We start from the raw sequence: 20,870 nt of genomic DNA, 5'->3' as shown, positions 1-20,870 counted from the left end.
TTATTCAGTTGTTTCTTCAGTTGTTTCGGAAGATTCGCCCGCAAGATCGGAAGATTCTGAATTTTCATCTTCCTCCCTTGAAATTTTTTCTACCGATGAAATTTCATCTCCCTCGCCTACTCTAATAAGTCGAACACCTTGTGTTGCACGACCCATTACTCTCAGCTGCTCCATGGAGATTCGGATGGTGATTCCTGACTTGTTGATGATCATCAAATCATCAGAATCCACCACTTGTTTGATTGCAACTAGTGCTCCTGTTTTTTCAGTCACATTCATTGCTTTCACTCCTTTTCCACCGCGGTTTGTAATTCGATATTCCTCAAGGTCGGAACGTTTTCCATAACCTTTTTCGGAAACCACCAGCAGCGTTGCGCTTTCCTCCGAGGCACAAACCATGCCAATGACATAATCTTTATCATCATTTAACGTGATGGCCTTTACCCCTGTGGCTGTCCTTCCCATTGGACGAACGGCTGATTCGTGGAAGTGAATAGCTCTGCCTGATTTGGCAGCAATAACAATGTGCTGATTCCCATTGGTCATGTTCACATTTACCAATTGGTCTTCCTCCCTGATATTCAATGCAATAATTCCATTGGTACGTGGTCTACTGTATTGTTCCAAAGTGGTCTTTTTGATAATCCCCTGCTTGGTAATCATCACCAGGAAATGATTGTTCAGGTAATCCTGATCATCCAAACTCTCCACCTGAATAATGGATCTGATTTTATCATCAGATTCAATATTGATCAAATTTTGGATCGGACGGCCCTTGGAAGTTTTTGATCCTTCCGGAATAGCATAGGTTTTAAGCCAGAATAACTTTCCTTTATCTGTAAAGATCAGTAAGTAATTGTGAGTCGAGGCAGTAAATATGTATTCAGTCCAGTCGTCTTCTTTAGTACTTACTCCTTTGGATCCCACTCCACCTCTTCCTTGAGTTCGGTATTCTGTGAGGGCAGTACGCTTTACATAGCCTTGGTGAGAAACAGTGATGACGACTTCCTCATTAGGAATCATGTCTTCGTAGCTGAAGTCCTCAGCATTATGCTCAATTTCGGTTCTGCGATCATCAGCATATCTTTCCTTCATTTCAAGAAGTTCGGACTTAATGATCTCCATTCGTTTAACCTCATTGGCAAGGATTTCCTTCAACTCTTCGATCAAGGCCATGATTTCCTTGTACTCCTGTACAATTTTATCACGCTCCATGCCGGTCAAACGCTGCAATCTCATATCAAGAATTGCTCTTGCCTGAATTTCGCTCAGTTCAAATCGCTCCATCAAGCCATTGCGGGCTGTTTCCGGATCAGCAGAGTTTCGGATCAAGGCAATTACCTCATCCAAGTGATCCAAAGCAATCAGGTATCCCTGCAAAATATGCGCTCTCTTTTCAGCTTCCTTCAGTTCAAATTCTGTTCTACGAACTACCACTTCGTGTCTGTGGCTAACGTAGTGGACAATCATGTCCTTAAGGTTAAGCGTCTGAGGACGACCTTTGACTAGGGCAACGTTGTTAACTGAGAAGGAAGTCTGAAGAGCAGTCTGCTTATACAGGTTGTTCAAAACCACACTTGCAATTGCATCTCTTTTCAGTTCATAAACCACTCGCATACCAGAGCGATCAGACTCATCACGAATTGCAGAGATACCCTCAATCTTTTTCTCATTGATCAGCTGAGCGGTCTTTTCGACCATGTTGGCTTTGTTGACCATGTAAGGAATTTCGGTAATGACAATCATTTCCTTATTTCCCCCTTCTTTGATCTCAACATTGGCCTTGCCACGTACAACTATTCTTCCGCGACCTGTTTCAAATGCAGCTTTTACCCCGTTATATCCATAAATGATTCCTCCAGTAGGAAAGTCAGGAGCAATGATGTATTTCATCAATTCTGCAACTGTAATCTCCCTGTTTTCGATGTAGGCGATAATCCCATCAATGACCTCACCCAAGTTGTGAGGAGCCATGTTTGTAGCCATACCAACCGCAATACCGGATGCACCATTGAGTAACAATGCTGGTACTTTTGCAGGAAGCACCGTAGGCTCCTTTAGTGAATCGTCAAAGTTAAACTGGAAATCAACGGTATCTTTATTGATGTCCACCAGTAATTCTTCAGCGATACGTTTAAGTCTCGCCTCAGTGTAACGCATCGCGGCAGGATTGTCCCCATCAATGGAGCCAAAGTTACCCTGACCATCCACCATGGTGTAACGAAGGGACCAATCCTGGGCCATTCTAACCATCGTTTCATAAACCGCAGAGTCCCCGTGCGGGTGATATTTACCCAAAACCTCACCTACGATTCTGGCTGACTTTTTATAAGGCTTGTTGTGTAAAACTCCCAGTTCTTGCATCCCATAAAGAATACGTCTGTGAACTGGCTTGAGTCCGTCTCGGACATCAGGAAGTGCTCTGGAAACAATAACCGACATCGAATAATCGATGTAAGCACCACGCATTTCCTCTTCAATATTAATCGGTATGATGTGCTCGTTCTCTCCTTGGGCCATATTGTGCTTTTTCGCGCGTCAAATAAGGCTGCAAGATAGTAAAAACTGCATGGTTTTGAAATGCTGAATCAAACCTTGTTGAGTGGTCAGGACTTTAATACCATTGGCCAATTTTACGGTTTTGCATTCTAAAAATGGAACTTCCACGGAATTCAATCCCGTCATGCAAGTGCTTCATCACTACCCCACACCCCCCGATTTTACAGCGTTTAGTACCTGGAATTTTGATGGCTGCTCCCACCTGCAAACCATAAACAGTCTGGTCAATATTTTTAAGTTCAGCGAAATCAGTTGACGCATAAGTGAACTTTCGAAACTCTGCCCCACCTTTTACAAACACTTTGGTGTACTCCGAAAAATCATATTCCATCCGCATGGAAACCCCAAAATAAGGATCCTGGGAAACCGCCAGTTTTGGTTCATAAGGATTACCTGGAGTGGAAAGTGACGGATCGTAAGCATTTTTTAATTTCATGTTTCCAAACTCTCCCTCCAGAATAAACCGCCAAGGGTAATTCTGACGTGCTCGCTGTCGAAGTTCAGATTGCATGTATAGATTGTTCGTGCTGTATTTTCTGTATTGCCAGGTAAGAAATTTCTGGCGGCGTCTAGCATCATAAAGGACAAGCCCTACTGTCCCGTAGGTTTTGCTCAATTGATAGGTAGCTCCTTCAAAAGGAAACTCATGATCGTTTCCTCTCATCGGAGCCAGACTTCCCCACTCCTGCCCGAATCCTCCCCCGATGGTCAACAGGTTAAACAGATTGATTCTTACCCCGCCGTTGACAAGCGGAAAAATCCATTCATTGCTGCTGAGTGAAAGTGTGTCCTGTAAGGTAAAGGCAGAGCTTTCAAAGTTTTGATATTGCTTGATCGGATAAAGCGAAGGATTTGGGGAATAAAAATCCATGGCCATCTGATGGTAAGCTGCTCCTGTGGAAATCTCCAAGGAAAACATTTCAAGGACATTTCTGAAAACGTTTCCTACTCCAGATTCACTTTTGGGGTTTTTGGCCTTTTCACTTATCCCGAATATATCCTCATCCTGAGCTTTGGTAGGAGTTTGAAAAAGGAATAGCAATAAAGCCAGCAGCGGAAAATAGTTCTTTGTCATGTTTGGATAACGGAAAACCGGATCGATTGGTGTGAAAATAAAAAAGAAGCCTCTGTTTCCGGAGGCTTCTTCAAATCTTTTGCCAGTTAAATTTTAGTTAACAGGATTATCTCCGTCCCCTTCTTTGGCTTTCATTTCTTCCACCATCTGATCCATCTTTTCCTTTAGAGCTGGGTCTTCTTTTATAGCTCCGTTTACCTTGTTATAAGTGGATACACCGAGGATAGCATCATCCTTGATCAATTCTGTTTTGTAATCGACCACCGATTGCTGAAGCGATCCCTGAAAATCCAAAATCACCTGATAAGCAGCCTTTTCTTCAGGAGTAACATTGGCAGCGGTCAATTTGGCTTCATCGCCCCAAGCTGCTTTTATCTCATTGTACCTCGCTCCTCCTTTGATCACTTCGTTATTCAGGATCATGTTTCTCAACTCATCGGTTTTCTTCTGCACAAACTCAGAGGTCATTACTTCCACTGTCGCGTACTTCTTAAGATCCTCATCCGTAACGGCCTCTTCAACAGTTGCTTCCTGAGCAAATACGGCCAAACTAAGTCCTCCAAAAAGGACAAAAAACATCCAGATTTTTTTCATAATGGTAATGGTTTTAATGGTTAATACTTCAATAAAACCTGAACCATTTCTAAAACCAAGTAAAAAATGGGCTTTAAAGGTATTTTATGATAAACGGTAAACTCTAGTTCAAAAAGACTTCAATGCAGCGATCGTAGCCCCGGGATCTGAGGAATTGAAAACAAAACTTCCCGCCACCAACACATCGGCTCCTGCAGAGATCAGCTTGGGAGCATTCTCGAGATTGACCCCTCCATCAATTTCAATTTTTGCAGAGGAGTGTTTTTGTAGAATCAACTCTTTCAATCTCGACACTTTGGAATAGGTGTTTTGAATGAACTTTTGCCCTCCGAATCCGGGATTGACAGACATAATGCAAACTAGATCGATATGGTCAATGATTTCTCCCAATAATTCAACCGAAGTATGGGGGTTGATTGCAACGCCGGCTTTTGCACCAAGCTTATGGATGGCCTGAATAGTCCGATGAAGGTGGGTGCAGGCTTCATAGTGGACCGATATGATTTCAGCGCCAGCATTTCTGAAAGCCTCCAGGTAATGATCCGGATTCACGATCATGAGGTGAACATCGAGAGGCTTTTCGGCATGTTTTTGAATCGCCTCTGTTACCGGAATACCAAACGAAATATTGGGAACAAAAACACCGTCCATGATATCCACATGGATGTAATCCGCCTGGGAAGCATTCAGCATTTCGACTTCTTTTTGAAGATTTGCAAAATCTGCTGCAAGAATGGACGGGGCGATCAAGGGTATCATAGGGTGAAAATTAGCTTTACAAAACAAATCAAATTCCTCGCAGAGCCAAAATACCTAGCGTTTCAGCAATTTAGTTTTCCAAATGAGTGCTCCCTCGCTCAATTGTATTAGGTAAATACCTGAATTGATCCCCTTCAACTGAACTCTGTAAGGAGATTTTGGATCAGTTCGAACCATTTCTGACCGTAGAAGAATTCTGCCGTTCGTATCGATCACCTCAATTTCACTTCTTAGACCAGTCCCATACAGGATACTGATTTCATCTGATTCAACGGGATTTGGATAAACTTTCCATTGTTGGTTCTCCTCTTCCTCAACGGAAAGAATTTCTCCATAGTAAGCGTCCATAAAGTTAGGAACACCATAACCCAGCAGATTGTCGGGTTTATCATATTGAGTAGCACTGCGCAGCAAGTTCAAAATCAACTGATCCTTGGTCCATTCCGGCCTAGCTTCCCATAAACCAGCAGCCAAGGCAGCAATCTGTGGAGCCGAAAACGAGGTGCCGTTGGATGAACCTACCACACCATTGGAACGGATTAACACCGGACTGTCACCAAAAGCAGCCAACTCGGGCTTAATTCTTCCATCTCCCGTAGGGCCTCTGGAACTGAAACCTGATACATCTCCTGTAGTCTTTACCGAACCGATGGATAAAATTCCCTTTGCATCCGCAGGCGCGACCAAACTGGAAGTTCCTCTGCTTCCGTAATTCCCAACACTGTTTACAACCAATATCCCTTTTTCGGCAGCAATCGTTGCTCCTTTGGTGATGACAGCTGTTTTTCCGTCAAGATCGGCAATGGTGTAATTCATGGCCGGATCATCAAAATCCCAATAACCCAAAGAACTGTTGATAATATCCACTCCCAAGCTATCGGCATACTCTGCCCCTCTCACCCAGTTGTACTCTTCCACTTGGTATTCGGTCGCGACTTCTTCAGTAATGACTAAAATAAAATCAGAATCATAAGCCCCGGAAACCAATTTGGCGGGTTCATTGGCCGCAATTAAGGAAAGAACATTGGTGCCATGCTGATTGTCAATAAAGACGTCATTATTCCATGTTCTTACAAAATCCCGTTGTCCAAGGATTTGATTATTGGTGAAAAGGTGGGCAAAAGACGATGCTGTTTTTACACCTGGAAAACCGGCGTCAAATACCGCAACGGTAACTCCATCTCCGGTAAATCCCTCCTTATGCATCTGGTCAATTCCGATAAGGGAATTTTGAAAATCATATGAATTTGCAGTCAAGCCCAATTCTCGGGTATTCAACTTTGGATCTTTCCGGGATTTCAAAGGCTTGTCCTCGGAATCAATCCTGCCATTGGGGGGTGGAAGAAAGCCCTTTGCTGCGAGTTCGACTTTGGCCACAAAAGGTAAGGCACTCATTTTCTCTGCTCCGACCTTGTCGGTCACCAAGAGTGCGGCATTCATCCACTTACTGGTGTACAAAACATATTTTGCAAGTGGTGCCACTTGCTCCAGGTATTTGGAAGACACGGGCAAATCCAAACTGTCAGGTTGGATTCCTTCCCGTAGCCTCCTTGCCAACGCTTTCGAGGTCAAAAACTCCTGAGGCTTAGAAAGGGAATAGGCAGATTGGGGTTTGAATTTGAAATACACAGCATATCGATCCTGTGCATTAAGTGTGAGCGCCAAGCTGAAAAAAGTAAAAAACCCAACCAAATACTTAATCTTTCCCATACTCCACCAGTTTTAGGTGTGTTTTGCTTCCACCATCTATTAACTGATCTCCTAAACAATCGTTTCGCGAACAGTAGGTTATTACCTCATCATATTTTTCCAATAGGCCGACCCCTTTGCCAAAAATTTCATAGCGGACATCCCTAACGGTAACTTTGTCGTCCAAATTTTCCTGGTTCACTCTCAGTGAAAGCGTATTTTCAAATCCCGGTATCTCCGATGGTCCTACCAAATCAATTTCAAAATCATCGTCCCCTTCTGCCTGATAGCTTTTACCGTTCCAGATTTTACCTTCCTCAGGCGGAAACACCAAAGCAATTACCGCTTCATTATTGATCGTTCGGATGATGGAATTGTCCCTGGAAACAATCGTGTATTCCAGTTCCTTGGTCCATTCCGACTGATTGGTTGATTTAGAGCGCTCCAGAATGAATACAATTTCCCGTTCCGCATTCAAATAGGAACCCCGGATTATGTCTCTGAAAAAAAACCTCGAAGACTCAGAATCATTTTCCCCAAAATATACCGTCTGATCGACATCATAAATCCAAAAATTTCCAAGCTCCAGCGGCTGATAATCCAACTCCAAATCCAATTCCGGAGATTCTATTTCTTCCTCACAGCCTGACAGAATCAAAAAGAAGAGAATGAAAACCAGTGGTAAGCGTTTGATCATGCCGAAAATTTAAACTTAAAAATACATCCATTTTTCGGCTAAAAATTCCACAAACAGATTTTTTAGATACAGCTGATTTACTTTTCTGGCAAAAATCGGCTTCTTACCTTCGCTTCCGAATACTAAAACTTATGGCACTTCGAACTTTTGTAAAAATAAACGGCATCACAAACCTGAGCGATGCGCGGTATTGCTCGGGAATGTATGTCAACCTTTTGGGCTTCTCTTTAGACAAATCCTCTGAAAAATATGTGACTCCTGAATTATTCAAGGAGATTACCGGGTGGCTTTCCGGTGTAGACTTTGTAGGCGAGTTTTCGCATGAGTCACAACCGGAAATACTGGAAATTTTAACGGATTATCCTGCTATCAGCTGGATTGAATACGATCGAATTGAAGAATTGAAAAGGTTGGTTGGTAAAGGCTATTCCTTGATTTACAAGATGAGCCTGGAGGATGTCAAACACATCGAGCCTGAAGTGGCTCAAGAGCTAAGCAATTCCGGAATTATTTTCCATGTTTACGCCAAAGACAACTTGCTTTCTGAGGATGATTTGGAAGTAGTTAAAAAACTTGCAAAAGATTGCAAAGTAATCCTTGGTACAGGTGTCTCGGCAGAAAACGTCCTACATCTCATTGATTCCTGCCGCCTTTATGGGATTTCGCTTTCAGGCGGTGAAGAAATCAAACCCGGTTTGAGGGACTTTGATTTGATGGCCGATGTGCTCGAAAAATTGGAAGTAGAAGAGTAAAAAAATAACCCTGACTAAATCTGTCAGGGTTATTTTTTTTAGCTGTCCCAAAGATCGGTGAGCTTGTACGGACTCTGAGGTCCAGTGAAAAAGCTTCCATCCACAAATCGGTGATGGGTTCCAATATTGGCCAGCTTTTGCATATCCTCAGCATCCAAACTCAGGTCTGCGGCCTTCAGATTATCAATGATTCGATCATGGTTCACAGACTTTGGTATTACAGCGATATTTCTTGCGATCGACCATGCGATCAGAACCTGCCCCACATTCGCTCCATGCTTTTGTGCAATTGAAGCTACCACTGGGTTTTCCAGCAATTTCGGATCGTTTTTATGACGTTCAGCTCTGGAATCCGGCGAACCTAAAGGCGAGTAGGCTGTCACTAAAATCCCATTGTCGGAGCAGAATTTGACTAAGCCATCCTGAGGCAAAAAGGGATGAAGTTCAATTTGATTCATTTCAGGCTTTTCCCCTTCTGCTGCCAATAGCTGACTTAATTTTGCCTGATTAAAATTGGACACCCCGATATGTTTTGCACGACCGGAGGACTTTTGTTCCTGCATCGCCTCCCAAGTCTGAGTCAAGGGCACATCCTGATAGGTGTAATATTCTTCTCTGTGGGTTGCAAAACCAATTCCCGGCTTAAATGCAATTGGCCAGTGAATGAGATAAAGGTCCAAATAATCCAGTCGAAGATCATTCAAGGTTTTTTCCAAAGCTGGATGAACATCCTCGTGTCGGTGACTGTCATTCCAAAGTTTGGAAGTGATAAAGAGGTCTTTTCTCTTGACAAATCCTTCAGCAATGGCATCAGCGATACCCTGACCCACTTCTTTTTCATTTTGATAAATGGCCGCACAATCGATGTGACGATATCCCGCCTCAATGGCCCAATAAACCGCCTGACGGACTTCACCGGGCTTACTTTTCCAAGTTCCCAGACCTAAAATAGGTAGTTTATCTCCGTTTTTAAATTGAAGTTCTTTCATTGTGATATTTGGTTGACATTCTGGTTACTAACTATTGAAAACGAACCAATCACCCATTTACCTGCTTTTTTGACAAGTATTTTTTGAATCGGTTCATAACCCAAAGATGCAATTTAGCCTGCGTATTTACATATATGAACCATGGTAATCTTGGGACAAATTCATGAATGGCAGAAAGTATGTATCGACTGCCCAATACCTCTCTGAATTCAAGCCAACCGTAATCAAAACGCTTGACCAACCAACCTCCGGTAATGTAAAAAAGCTGTCTACCCACATCGCTGCGATCTGGAATCAGCGTGAGTTGGAGCATTGGCTTTTTCCCCCAAAGCAAGTGAAAACCTATCTCCCCTTTTTCCGAGACTTTCCCGTTAATCAAAAACCTGAAATAACTGGGAAGCCATAAATTATACCTCTTTGCAACCCAAAGAGCCGAATTCTTACCATGATTCTCCATCCGCTGAATAGACCTCACCGTGTTTTTCACTCCGCCTTTTGTAATAAAAACGGGAAGTTTTGGTCTTTCATTGGATTTCAATGCGGTCTCAATGGATTCCTCTAAACTCTGATAATCAATGTGTTTTTCTTTGAATGCTAATTCTGGAGACACCAAAAGAGTATGACGCAAACTTTCGACCAACGGCGATACCAACTGTGGCGGGCTGTCACCAAACAATCCCACCCAGAATTTGGAGAGGCCGAGAGAGAAAACCGGAACCGAAAATACCAGCCTTTTTTTACCCATGACCTTAGCAGTCCGTTCCAGCATACTGCGATAGGACATCACTTCCGGGCTGCCTATTTCGATCACTTTTCCATAAACATTGGGATTACCGATGCAGGAATCCAAGATATCCAAGGTGTCCCTCAGCGAAATAGGCTGAGTCAGGGATTCAGTCCATTTAGGACACATCAAAACCGGAAGTTTTCTGACCAAATTCTGGATCATGTCAAAACTCGAACCTCCCGGACCTACAATAATAGAAGCTCGAATGGCTGTTAATTTTGATTTTCTGGACCCGAGTGTTTGCTCCACCTCCAAGCGGCTTTTCAAATGACGGGAAAGCTTTTCTTCAGGCTCGTCCGGCAGCAATCCGCCGAGGTAGATGATTTGCTTGACATCACTTATCTCCGCTGCTCTACTGAAATTATCCGCCAAAAGAAGATCTGTATCTTCAAAACTCCCCTGATTCAACCTCGTGGAAGCATTCATGGAATGAACCAAATAGATTGCCACATCCACTCCTTTGAGAGCGTCTACTGTGGAGGTAATGGAATAAAGCTCCACTTGCCTCCATTCCACCTCCGGATAGGGATTGCTTTGAATTTGTCGACGACTGAGCCCAACAAGATGATAGCGGTCCTTAAAAAGTTCAATAAACCAACTACCGATATATCCTCCAGCCCCTGCGATGGCAACGGTAAGTTTTTGAGGATCTGAGATTATTTTTGAATGGGGCATAAAAACAATAGGCTGAGTAAAGCATAAACTTCACTCAGTCTATGTCTGTTTTTTTCCTACGTTATTTCAAAGCTAACTCTCTTGCCTTGATATTGGTGTAGTACTTGGTAATCATATTAGGAACTTCCCAGGCTGGCATGTTTCCGTTTTGGTAATACTCCAGAAACTTCTCTGTGACTTGGGCAAAATGGGCCTCATGTCCATTGTGATAAGAATCCGGCACGATCACCTGATACTCCCCGTTTGGCATTTTTTGAAGGTCAATACCGGGATATTTTGCCTGAAGGGTCTCCTTCACCGCTTTTTCCAACTGAGGCAAATCAGACCCGATCAGCTTGACATACAATGCAGGGCGGTACTTTTCTTCTTTGCCCTGGCGGATGATCAGATTAGCCTTGGTTCCGCGCATCATGCTGTAATGCGTATCAGCGCTTCCTTCTGGGGCCTGAAAGTTCCAGATGACGCTGACTTTGGCATGCTTTCCTTTCAGGGTGTAGTTCATTTCCCCGTTGGAAAAGACTTCCAGCTTTCCGTTTTTCACATCCTTTTGAAGAAAGTCAGGGTATTCGGTTTTGCCGGTTACTTTTTGAAATTCTTCCAAAGACAGAGAGGTTGCCCATCTTTTGGCAGAAAGCATCTGAACATCCGTGGTATCCAACGTCACCTCCGGAAATGCCTCCCATTGAATCAAATCCACCAAATGCGTGGTCACATCCACGATTCCATCGCCCTCCTTAGTCACATCAAAAAACCAATCCGGCCTCACCAATGGAGCACCTGAGACATACTTGAAGAAATGGTGAATCGATTCTTTGGTGATCGCTGGATTCTCGGGAGTTCCGTTTTCCAACTCACCAAATACCTCAGGAATCATCGAAAGCTCCCGCTGAAGTAAAGTTGTAATCTCAAAACGCTCCGTCATGATATCATAAAGCAAAAGGTTCTTTTGACCGGCTAAATTGAAAGCCTTGACCAACTTCTGAAACCCTTCAGGATTAATTACTAACGGTTTATCAGCATAGACATGAATTCCGTTTTCAATTGCTGCCAGAATGTAATCGATCTTCTGATCATTTTTTCCAGCCACCATCATGACATTGCCGGGTTTCTGGGAAATCATTTTTTGCAGGTAGTCAGCCCCAGTGTAGACTTCCAAATTCCATCCCGTGGGATTTTCGGTACGGCTGTTATATCCAGCTATTCGGTTCAGGTGGTCTTTGAGGTCCGGCCCTTCCGGAGCAAAGATATAAATCGTCGAATCCACCGAAGGATACATGGACTTGTGAATCAATCCGGCATGAAAGTGTCCCGGATCAAGGGTCATAATCCTGATTTTTGATTCGGATTCATTTTCTGAATTCTCAGCCATTTTCGTTTCGGAATTTCCGCAGGATGCTAAAATCAGGGCAATTGATGCCCCTAGTACTAGTTTTTTCATAATTCAATAAGCTTCGAATGGTAGCCTTCGAAATTCAATCTTTAGATAAGTCATCTCGGTAATCAATGTTGAAAACTACCAGGCGAAAGGTTTATACTTTTACATAATCAGTTCCCCAAGGTGCGCGCTGTGGTCTACTCAGGTGTTTGTTTGCCTCTGGATCATTTACAAATTCTTCCTTTGCAGCATCCCACTCGACCCTTCGTCCTATCTTCATAGCGACATGACTGACCAAACAAACTGAGCAGGCACGATGTCCGATTTCTACCGGAGAAAGCAATTCGCCTTTTCCCTGAATTGCATCCAGCCAGTTACCATGGTGCTCGGAGCTTCTGGTCAATCGGATTTCATTTTCTCCGATAACAGATTGTAAAATCTTTGGATCGGAAGCATCCAATGCTTTCGCACTGTTTCCTTTTGCAACTGGATCAGAGGAAGAAGCGACATAATTCCCTCTGGAAACCCAAATCCAACCCTCAGTGCCCTCATATCGGATTCCGTTTGGATAGCCGCCTGATGTCAGCATAACAATGCCGTTGTCATATTCTGCTTTGACCATGAAGTCCCCATGGACATTCCAAAGACCGGATCGTGGAAATTCCGCTACCGCCTCAATGTATCTCGGCCCAGTCAACTCGGTATCCATTCCCCATGCAGCAGAATCGAAATGGTGCTGTCCCCAACCGGTAATCATTCCAGCACCATAGTTTTCCAATCTCAACCATCCCGGACGGCTGTAATCATTTTGCGGGTGTACTCCGATTTCAGTGTATGGAACCTCCGGAGTAGATCCCAGCCACATGTCAAAATTCAGATTTTTAGGAATCGGCATAGCTGGAGCCTCCGGTCCTGAAGGATCTCCGGGAAGTCCAATTCGAACGGTATGCAGTTTACCTATTCGTCCATTTCTTACCAATTCAGCTGCAATTCGAAACTGTTCACTGGAACGCTGTTGAGTACCCAACTGGAGCACCACACCGGTTTTATTCACCACATTGACCAATTGGCGGCCTTCTTTGATAGTAAGCGAAGTGGGCTTTTGCACATAAATATGCTTGCCGGCAAGGGCCGCTTCCATCGCAGGCTGGGAATGCCAATGATCGGGAGTAGAGATAATGACGGCATCAATGTCTTTGTTGAGGAGCATTTCCCGATAATCCCCGTATTGCTTGACATCGAGGTAGGGACTGCCCATTTTCTTGGTGTAATAGTCCTCCACCAGCTTTTTTCCATCGGCCATCCTTTTGCTGTCCACATCGGAAACAGCCACAATTCGAGCCACATCATGCTGCCAGGTCCCGGGCAAATCGTGATCCCTGGCTATTCGACCACAGCCGATCTGACCGATGTTGATCTTGTTGCTTGGGGCATTCTTACCAAAAACCGAAGCAGGTACAATAGTTGGAATCCCAAAAGCAGCTGTAGCCAGTGCGGTTTTTTTCATAAAATCTCTTCTTTCCATAGCTGAAAATCAGGTTAGTTGGGTTGGATTAATTATTTGACAAATGCTCTCCAATAGGCTTCTGCTTCTTCCGCAGTAAGATCCCCGTCGAAGACAATCATTCGGTATTTTAAAGTGTAGCGTTGATTGGGTTGGATTTCCCATGAATCATGTCGGATAGGGCAAAATTCGATGAAGACATTGCCCTCGCCCTTGTATTGACCCAAGGGCCACACCCGAAGTGGTTCAGGATGTGATTTGTTGGTATTGTGACTGAGGAAAAGAATTCCACTTTGCCCGGATTTATCAGAAGTTTTTCCTTTGACAATGATCCATTTGGCATTGGAGCCATCCGCATCTTTTCGGTCTTTTCCTTCAGAAGTCAGAATCGTACTGTTGGCGTCTCCCCAAAGTTCAGTTGCTCGAAAGCCAATTCCTCCACCATAGCGGTAATCATCCAATAGAATCCCTCCGGGAATTTTGGTGGAAATCGTAGTGGTGTAGTCGACCATGTAGCGACCTTGATCGGCAGGTTTCACCTTAATTCTGAGATCTTCCTCCATTGCAAGGCGCTCGTTTTCAGGGGCCTTTAAGTCGAGATGGTTTTGGCGGACATTGAGTTCGGCAGCTCCTCCGGCCACCTTTTTGGACAGAACATGGGAAAAATCAACGCGACCTTTTCCATCACCCAAGTTCCAGAAATCCACTTCCCTCCCGCTTATAGTAGCACGTGTCCAGGGACCCCAGATTCCATAGTGATGGTAATGATCCGGAGGCTGAATCCGGCTTAGTACCTGACCGCTTGGGGAAGTGATCGGATGGATAAATCCTGATTTCTTAAACTCTGCCTTCACTCCTTCAGGCACTTCAGTCATAGCCGTTTGATAGGTCAAAACACGCTGATTATCAATCAGAAAATCTATTCCCTTTGAAGTCTCTTTCAATTCTACTTTTTGCGAAAACGATACCGTAGAAAAAGTCATTAAAAAGAGATGGGAAAGGAAAATGCTTTTGAAACGCATGGAAAATTGAGGTTATTGGGCTAGAAATTTGAAGTTATCAAAATCTTAGACAAAGCCTTAACCTTTAACCCCAATAACCCATGAAGCGATCAATTTTCTACGCAATCGTTTTCTTTTTTACCCTGAATTTTGCCTACGCACAAAGCCTTCCTGAGGTGACTTTGGATCAAGCTTGGAAAGATAAAATCAGATCCCTCGCTCCCGAAAAAGCCACTTTTCCAGCAAAAAAGAAGAATGTCCTGGTATTTTCACTTCATACCGGATTCAAGCATTGGGTAATTCCCCACACTGAAGAGATGATCAAAATTCTGGGAGAAAAAAGCGGCGCATTTACTGTGACTGGAAGCAAGGACATCTCCGAGTTTGAAGCCAAAAACCTGAAAAAGTACGATGCGGTGATTTTGAACAACACCTGCTCGATAGGTGATCACCGAAATCTCTTTTGGGATAAGCTTAAAGAAAATACTGCAGTGGATTCTGCCACAAATATGAAAAAGGCTTTGGAACTGGAAGAAAATCTACTAAGCTATGTTGAAAAAGGCGGCGGACTTTTGGTGCTTCACGGAGGTGTGACTACGCTGAATAATTCCTGGGATTTCAGCAGATTGTTGGGAGCAAGCTTCGATTACCATCCGGTGCAGCAGGCTTTTCAAGTGAGACTGGAAGATGCCAATCACCCATTAGTCCAAGCATTTCCGGCTGAGGGATTCAATCACGTAGATGAACCCTACTTCTACAAAAACGCTTATGCAGAACTTGATTTTAAGCCTTTGCTTTACTTCAATAATTCCGAGATCAAAAGTCAGCGAAAGGGTCAGGAACTTACCGAAGGAAAAACCTACGTCGCTTGGATCAGGCCTGAAGGCAAGGGAAAAGTGATGTACGCCTCTCCTTCCCACAATGCTCAAAGCTTTGAAAATCCACAACTGCTACGGTTCTTCCTGGATGGCATGCAGTATGTAGCGGGTGATGTGGAGTGTGATGAAACACCTTTGAAGAAGTAAGGTGTTTGAATTCCGGATTTAAAGAAAGGCGCTGGAAATTAATTTCAGCGCCTTTTTATTTCGATAAACATCCTTAGCCATTGCGCCTAATGGCTACAATTTCTTTTCAGGATGTAAATCGACATGGTTCTTCGCTCCAACGGACAGCAACTTTAGCAGGAACTTCTACCAGTGTATTATAATTAGGCGGGCAGTTAATATCCCTTTTACTCTCAAAATCTCGAATTTGAACATATCCCTTAGTAAAACTGGGGATTTCAACTTCAGAGAATACCAGGATTACATTGTCGTAATTTTTTCCATCGGTATAGGTTATTGTTTCGCCAATTGGTTTTCGGCTTTTTACAGAAACAAGAATCCCACCTCGACATTTATCTTCTCCCACAACTTCTATTTCATAACAATCAGTAGGAGATACATATTCCTGACATCCAGATACCAGAATACTTGCAACTGCTATTATTGAAGCAAGGTACTTGTAGGAACTTTTAAGGGTAACCATATTTTTTGCGAAATTTTGGCTATATTCTCTAAACACTTAGTCGCTTTTTGTAACTCCATTTTTCCCGAAGAGATTTCATCAGTCCTACCAAATTTTACTTTATCGTAAATTTTTAGAAAGGATGACGACCTATTTAGACTTCATTAAAAAGTTTTCAGGAAAGTTTCTTTTTAAACTCTTTAATTTTCCGAAGCGGTCTCTTGATTACTAATGATTAATGTGTCTGCATGTAGCTATGCAACACCGCCTCTGCCGCTGTTCTTCCTGATGTCATCGCTGCATTGATCGAGCCATTGAGCAAGTAATCCCCAGCGAGGTAAACATGATCCGTAATCTTGCATTCAGTCATGGGAATGCTGTATTTGAGATCGTCCAGATTAGGCAAAGCGTAAGAAATATGATATGCTCGAATGAACTTAAAATACTCGGCATTCACTCCGGAAATAGACTCTAATTCTGCCTGCACAGCTTTGATCAACTCGCTTTCACTGAGCTGAGATTCCAAAACCGAAACCGAAAGCAGTGACCTTCCATTGCTTGAATAAGCCTTGGACACATCGTCCATAAAAACTATGTTGTTCACCAAATGATCTCCAGGGAGCAATCCGATCATAGGTCTTGCCATGAAAGAGCGCTGAAGGGAAAAATATAAGTTAATCACCTGGCGCGCTGGTGCAAACTGCCCCTGAAGCTGCTTCATCACCTTATCGGGCTGTACAGCAATAATAATCCGATCCGCCTCCAACTTCTCCCCGCTTTCCAGATAAATGGTCTTCCCCTCGATTTCCTTAACGGCAGTACTAAAATAGATCTGGGTTTTACTAAGCTGCCTTCGGATCATTGAGGGGATTTGACCCATTCCTTTTTCAGGTACTGCTGCATTTCCCAATGCGAACATCTTAAACACAAACTCAAACATCCGGGAAGAAGTGTTGAGGTGCTTTTCCAGGAAAATCCCCCGAAAAAACGGCTTGAAAAAGTTGTTGATGATTAGATCAGAAAAGCCATACTCCTTGAGGTATTGATGGGTAGGAACTGTAGGTTCGTTGAAAATCGCCTCGTTGGATTTTTTTTTCAACTCCTGGGTTAGGGTAAACATTTTAATCTTGTCCAAAAAAGTACCCACCTTTGAAAGAGCCATACCGACGATTTTGAGCGGATTCCGCATCGGATCTGTGATGATGTAGGAATCCTTCCCATCAAAAATCACAGCCCCAGGCTCAAAGTTTTTCAAATGCAAAGCCTGTAAATCCAAGTATCTTTTTGCTTCCGGATAGGCCGTATTCAAGACCTGAAACCCATGGTCCATTAAAAATCCATCTACTTCATCTGTTTTCATCCTGCCTCCGATCGCATCCGAAGCTTCCAGAATAACGGGGGAAAAACCGGCTTTTTCCAGTTCCAAGGCTGCAATCAATCCAGACAAACCGGCACCGACTATGTAGATCTTTTCTTCTTCCATGGTATAAGGACTGGGCGAAATTAAACAGGTCGATTGACCCGGCAAAATATTACGTTTGGAACGCTCGATGTAGTGTCAAACTGTTCTTATTTCAAAACTGTTCAAAACACCAATTTCCACCTTTGAAACTTTTACACACGGGGTAACAATCTCCGGACTAAATTCCCTAAAATCGCATTAAATCATCCTTCTATGAAAAAGGCTTCCATCCTTCTTTTATTTTGCTTTTCCGCTGTTTCCCTGTTTGGACAAACCTATTTCCCGGAAAAAAATAACTGGGCATCAAAAAAACCAAACGAACTGGGTCTTGATGAATCCAAAATCTCACAGGCCATTGAGTATGCCAAAACGCACGAAAGCAAGGAAAATCCCAATCTAAAAATCGCCCATTACGAGAGCGCCTTTGGACGGGAGCCCTTTGGATATCCTGTAGGGCCTATGAAAATGAGAGGCCCCGCCACTGGTTTGATCATTTACAAAGGCTATGTGGTAGGCCAATGGGGTGATCCAAGCCGGGTGGACCTTACTTTCAGCGTGGCTAAAAGTATTCTTTCCATTACAGCAGGTTTGGCAGTGGCAGACGGATTGATCAAGGATGAAAAAGACCTGGTATATCCTTACATGGCGCCGATTTATCCCTTTGATCCGGTTAAATCCATGATGAACAAGGCAGATCACCTCTACGAAGAGGATGTAATTGATCTGTTTGGTACGGAACACAATCGCAAGATTCGATGGGATGACCTGTTGAGACAAACGTCAGATTGGGAAGGCAGCCTTTGGGGCAAACCTGACTGGGCCGACCGACCAAGCGGAGAGGCTAAAGAATGGAGAAACCGTCCTCGTAATGCCCCAGGAACCACCTATGAATATAACGACACCCGGGTAAATGTGCTGGCTTTGGCACTTTTGAATATCTGGAGAAAGCCTCTTCCGGTAGTCTTGAAAGAACGGATTATGGATCCAATCGGAGCTTCCGATACCTGGAGATGGACGGGCTATGAAAATTCCTTTGTGGTCCTGGACGGACAAATCATGCAGTCGGTAAGTGGAGGCTCACATTGGGGTGGTGGGATGATGATTTCAGCTTGGGACCAAGCCCGATTCGGATATTTAACACTGAGAAATGGTAACTGGGCAGGCAAGCAACTCCTCCCAACTTCCTGGATTGACAAGTCCAGAACGCCTACTCCAGCCGAACCTGGATATGGGTTTATGAACTATTTCCTAAACAACGATTTAAAAGAAATCCCTGCAGCTCCCAAGACGGCATTTTTACATATTGGTGCCGGCACCAACATGATCTATGTGGATCAGGAAAATGACCTGGTGATTGTAGCCCGTTGGATTCCTAATGCGGACAAAGCTGAATTGGTCAGATTGGTACTGGAGAGCTTGCCAAAGTAATTCATAGCAACTGGGTTCAAGTCTCTTGATTTGAACCCTAATTTTTCATTCTACTGACGGATTTTCAAACTTCAATATCTGAAATGGTTCAAGTCTCCTGACTTGGACCTTAATCATGCAGTCTACAAGGTTCTCTTTAAAATTTTCGAAAGGGATTCCCAGAAAAATTGTTTTAGAGCTTACTAAGCTTGAATTGTGAAATCAACTCAAGTCATTTCTGTGACTTTGCATACAGATTGAAGGCCAGTTCTTGCAGTACCTTTCACAATCAAAATATCATTTGATGGAAACAAGCGAAAAAGCCTGCAAGCTGGAAGACAAAGGGAAAAGTTGCTGCGGAGGTAATTCTGTTGAAGGAGATCTTAATCTGAAAAATCACTGGGATCAACGCTATTCCAACAGTCCGGAGGAAAGTCTTGGCTGGTATGAAAAGGATTTGAGTCCCAGCCTTCACCTGATTGAAAAAACAGGAATAGCCAAAAATTCCAGGATTTTGATTGTGGGTTCGGGAAGTACCACGCTTATCGATGCATTGTTGGATAAAGGCCACACTCACCTGATCGCTACCGACATCAGCGAGGTTGCCTTAGGAAAACTCAAGAGAAGACTCGGGGAATCCTGCGTGGAATACATCACCGATGATTTGACGAAGCCGGTTGTCCTTAATTCAATCACACCTGTTTCCCTTTGGATCGATCGGGCTGTACTTCACTTTTTTACTGAGAAAAAAGATCAGGAAACCTATTTTGACCTAGTGAAGAAAAAAGTCCAAACCGGAGGATACGCAATGTTTGCTGAATACAACCTCAGAGGAGCAACAAAGTGCGCAGGCCTGCCTGTTTACCACTATAGCGAGCCCATGCTGGCGGAAAGACTTGGACCTGACTTCCAGTTAATCGAGTCCTTTGAATACACTTATACCATGCCATCCGGCGAGTTGAGACCCTACCTTTACGCTCTGTATCTTAGAAACTAAGGAGGTATTCCATTGAGATTTTCCCTTCTGAATTTCTGGAAATAGTTCTTGGGAAAACTTACTTTTAATCCAGCTTAATCTGATTCAGTGCCTCCCAAAACTCCCCTTTCCTCCCTCAAGTATTTCCTTCTCAGGCAACGGGTTCCTGCGGACTCTATTTCGTTTAAAAATCTGAATGGGGAACTGAAGGGGCTGATTATTTATGCCCTTGGCTATATCGTTTTGGGTTACGGAATAGGTTTATTAATTCTGAACTATCCACTTCCCCTGATGGGAGCAGGTGATTTCATTCAGGATTTCTGGTATGCAATTGTTTTCAAATTTGTCTTTTTGCTCCTGGTGCCTAACTATCTTTTCTTTTTCAAATGGGGCTATTCTTGGAGTGATTTGAATTTGGGCTTTCGACCAAAACTTAGCAACTGGATCTGGGGAACTGTATTCGTATTGGTCGGATTCTTTATGAACACCCGCCATTTAGCGAGGATTGAATCGCAAATTCCACTCTTCGAGGATTCATTTCTTCGACTTCTCATTGGTATAATTCTACCATTACTCATTGCTGGGCTCCCGGAAGAATTGTTTTTCAGAGGCTATTTGCAAACCCGGCTCGAGAAAAAGTGGAACAGACTTCTGGCTATTTTGGTCACTTCCCTCCTTTTTACCGCCTGGCACCTTCCCAGCCGTTACCTATTGGCACATGGAGTTGAGGGCGAAGCAGGAGATTTTTTAGGAATCCTTGCCGGGACTGGGGCACCTGTTTTTCTGGTGAGTTTGTTTTTTGGTTTTCATTGGAGCAGATATCGAAATATCGTTTTGCTGATTTTAGTCCATTGGGCCATTGACACGCTACCATTCTTAAGTTCCTTTTTTCAGGTAGAATTTTGATTGAGAATAGGGAATGGCCTAAAAGACAAAAAACATTTTCCTTAAATCAGAAAGGCAGGTTTGGGATTTATTGACCTGATAGAAAGTATTTCAACTCTTTTTTAAACCTTCTTGGAGTCTCCCTGTTATACACCCATTAACTCCATCAAACTATCAC

18 protein-coding genes are annotated in these 20,870 nt (G+C 43.5%); 5 read left to right on the top strand and 13 right to left on the bottom strand.

Going from position 1 to position 20,870, the window contains the following annotated elements; genetic code table 11:
- The 6 genes from gyrA to D0X99_RS13485 form a co-directional block, all read right to left on the bottom strand.
- Nucleotides 1-2,520, bottom strand: a complete 2,520-nt coding sequence (gene gyrA / locus D0X99_RS13510; protein ID WP_119478364.1) for a DNA gyrase subunit A — start codon at nt 2,518-2,520, stop codon at nt 1-3.
- Nucleotides 2,521-2,614: 94 nt separating this feature from the next.
- Entirely contained in the window at nt 2,615-3,634 is a 1,020-nt protein-coding gene (locus D0X99_RS13505) for a hypothetical protein (RefSeq protein WP_233553721.1), read from the bottom strand.
- Nucleotides 3,635-3,727: 93 nt separating this feature from the next.
- On the bottom strand, nt 3,728-4,228 hold the full coding sequence (locus tag D0X99_RS13500) for a hypothetical protein (RefSeq protein WP_199708092.1): 501 nt from the start codon (nt 4,226-4,228) through the stop codon (nt 3,728-3,730).
- A gap of 108 nt (nt 4,229-4,336) precedes the next feature.
- Nucleotides 4,337-4,987 carry a ribulose-phosphate 3-epimerase gene (gene rpe, locus D0X99_RS13495; protein WP_119478362.1) on the bottom strand — a complete coding sequence of 217 codons (651 nt, stop codon included), beginning with the start codon at nt 4,985-4,987 and terminating at the stop codon, nt 4,337-4,339.
- 54 nt (nt 4,988-5,041) lie between these two features.
- Nucleotides 5,042-6,697 carry a S8 family serine peptidase gene (locus tag D0X99_RS13490; protein ID WP_119478361.1) on the bottom strand — a complete coding sequence of 552 codons (1,656 nt, stop codon included), beginning with the start codon at nt 6,695-6,697 and terminating at the stop codon, nt 5,042-5,044.
- Nucleotides 6,684-7,373: a hypothetical protein gene (locus D0X99_RS13485; RefSeq protein ID WP_119478360.1), complete on the bottom strand. Its 690-nt coding sequence runs from the start codon at nt 7,371-7,373 to the stop codon at nt 6,684-6,686. The genes D0X99_RS13490 and D0X99_RS13485 overlap by 14 nt, the downstream gene beginning before the upstream one ends.
- A gap of 131 nt (nt 7,374-7,504) precedes the next feature.
- Between D0X99_RS13485 and trpF the strand changes: the two genes are divergently transcribed.
- Complete coding sequence (gene trpF, locus D0X99_RS13480; RefSeq protein ID WP_119478359.1) at nt 7,505-8,125, top strand: phosphoribosylanthranilate isomerase; 621 nt, start codon at nt 7,505-7,507, stop codon at nt 8,123-8,125.
- A 38-nt stretch (nt 8,126-8,163) separates the two neighbouring features.
- Here trpF and D0X99_RS13475 read toward each other — a convergent pair whose 3' ends face one another.
- The 5 genes from D0X99_RS13475 to D0X99_RS13455 all read right to left on the bottom strand — a co-directional run bounded on the left by D0X99_RS13475 (nt 8,164) and on the right by D0X99_RS13455 (nt 14,477).
- Nucleotides 8,164-9,114 (bottom strand): aldo/keto reductase, encoded by a 951-nt coding sequence (locus D0X99_RS13475; RefSeq protein ID WP_119478358.1) that lies wholly within the window; start codon nt 9,112-9,114, stop codon nt 8,164-8,166.
- A gap of 49 nt (nt 9,115-9,163) precedes the next feature.
- On the bottom strand, nt 9,164-10,576 hold the full coding sequence (locus D0X99_RS13470; protein ID WP_119478357.1) for an NAD-dependent epimerase/dehydratase family protein: 1,413 nt from the start codon (nt 10,574-10,576) through the stop codon (nt 9,164-9,166).
- 61 nt (nt 10,577-10,637) lie between these two features.
- On the bottom strand, nt 10,638-12,014 hold the full coding sequence (locus tag D0X99_RS13465; RefSeq protein ID WP_119478356.1) for a putative oxidoreductase C-terminal domain-containing protein: 1,377 nt from the start codon (nt 12,012-12,014) through the stop codon (nt 10,638-10,640).
- Nucleotides 12,015-12,105: 91 nt separating this feature from the next.
- Nucleotides 12,106-13,476, bottom strand: coding sequence for a Gfo/Idh/MocA family protein (locus D0X99_RS13460; RefSeq protein WP_119478355.1), 1,371 nt, complete (start codon nt 13,474-13,476; stop codon nt 12,106-12,108).
- Nucleotides 13,477-13,508: 32 nt separating this feature from the next.
- Entirely contained in the window at nt 13,509-14,477 is a 969-nt protein-coding gene (locus D0X99_RS13455; RefSeq protein WP_119478354.1) for a DUF6807 domain-containing protein, read from the bottom strand.
- 80 nt (nt 14,478-14,557) lie between these two features.
- On the opposite strand from D0X99_RS13455, the gene D0X99_RS13450 reads away from it, so the two are divergent.
- Nucleotides 14,558-15,481, top strand: a complete 924-nt coding sequence (locus D0X99_RS13450) for a ThuA domain-containing protein (RefSeq protein WP_119478353.1) — start codon at nt 14,558-14,560, stop codon at nt 15,479-15,481.
- 106 nt (nt 15,482-15,587) lie between these two features.
- Here D0X99_RS13450 and D0X99_RS13445 read toward each other — a convergent pair whose 3' ends face one another.
- On the bottom strand, nt 15,588-16,019 hold the full coding sequence (locus D0X99_RS13445) for a hypothetical protein (RefSeq protein WP_147392231.1): 432 nt from the start codon (nt 16,017-16,019) through the stop codon (nt 15,588-15,590).
- 178 nt (nt 16,020-16,197) lie between these two features.
- On the bottom strand, nt 16,198-17,445 hold the full coding sequence (locus D0X99_RS13440) for an NAD(P)/FAD-dependent oxidoreductase (protein WP_119478351.1): 1,248 nt from the start codon (nt 17,443-17,445) through the stop codon (nt 16,198-16,200).
- Nucleotides 17,446-17,637: 192 nt separating this feature from the next.
- Between D0X99_RS13440 and D0X99_RS13435 the strand changes: the two genes are divergently transcribed.
- From D0X99_RS13435 to D0X99_RS13425, 3 genes are all read left to right on the top strand, one after another.
- On the top strand, nt 17,638-18,852 hold the full coding sequence (locus D0X99_RS13435; protein ID WP_119478350.1) for a serine hydrolase domain-containing protein: 1,215 nt from the start codon (nt 17,638-17,640) through the stop codon (nt 18,850-18,852).
- A 283-nt stretch (nt 18,853-19,135) separates the two neighbouring features.
- Nucleotides 19,136-19,828: a methyltransferase domain-containing protein gene (locus tag D0X99_RS13430; protein WP_147392230.1), complete on the top strand. Its 693-nt coding sequence runs from the start codon at nt 19,136-19,138 to the stop codon at nt 19,826-19,828.
- Between the two features lie 87 nt (nt 19,829-19,915).
- The gene (locus D0X99_RS13425) at nt 19,916-20,713 is read left to right on the top strand and encodes a CPBP family intramembrane glutamic endopeptidase (RefSeq protein ID WP_119478348.1); all 798 of its coding nucleotides are present in this window, start codon (nt 19,916-19,918) and stop codon (nt 20,711-20,713) included.
- The last annotated feature ends 157 nt before the right edge of the window (nt 20,714-20,870 follow it).

The sequence above is a fragment of the Algoriphagus lacus genome (genome assembly GCF_003583985.1).
Lineage (GTDB): Bacteria > Bacteroidota > Bacteroidia > Cytophagales > Cyclobacteriaceae > Algoriphagus > Algoriphagus lacus.
Note: the sequence above shows the minus strand (reverse complement) of the source record. Positions and strands in the feature narration are given on the sequence as shown.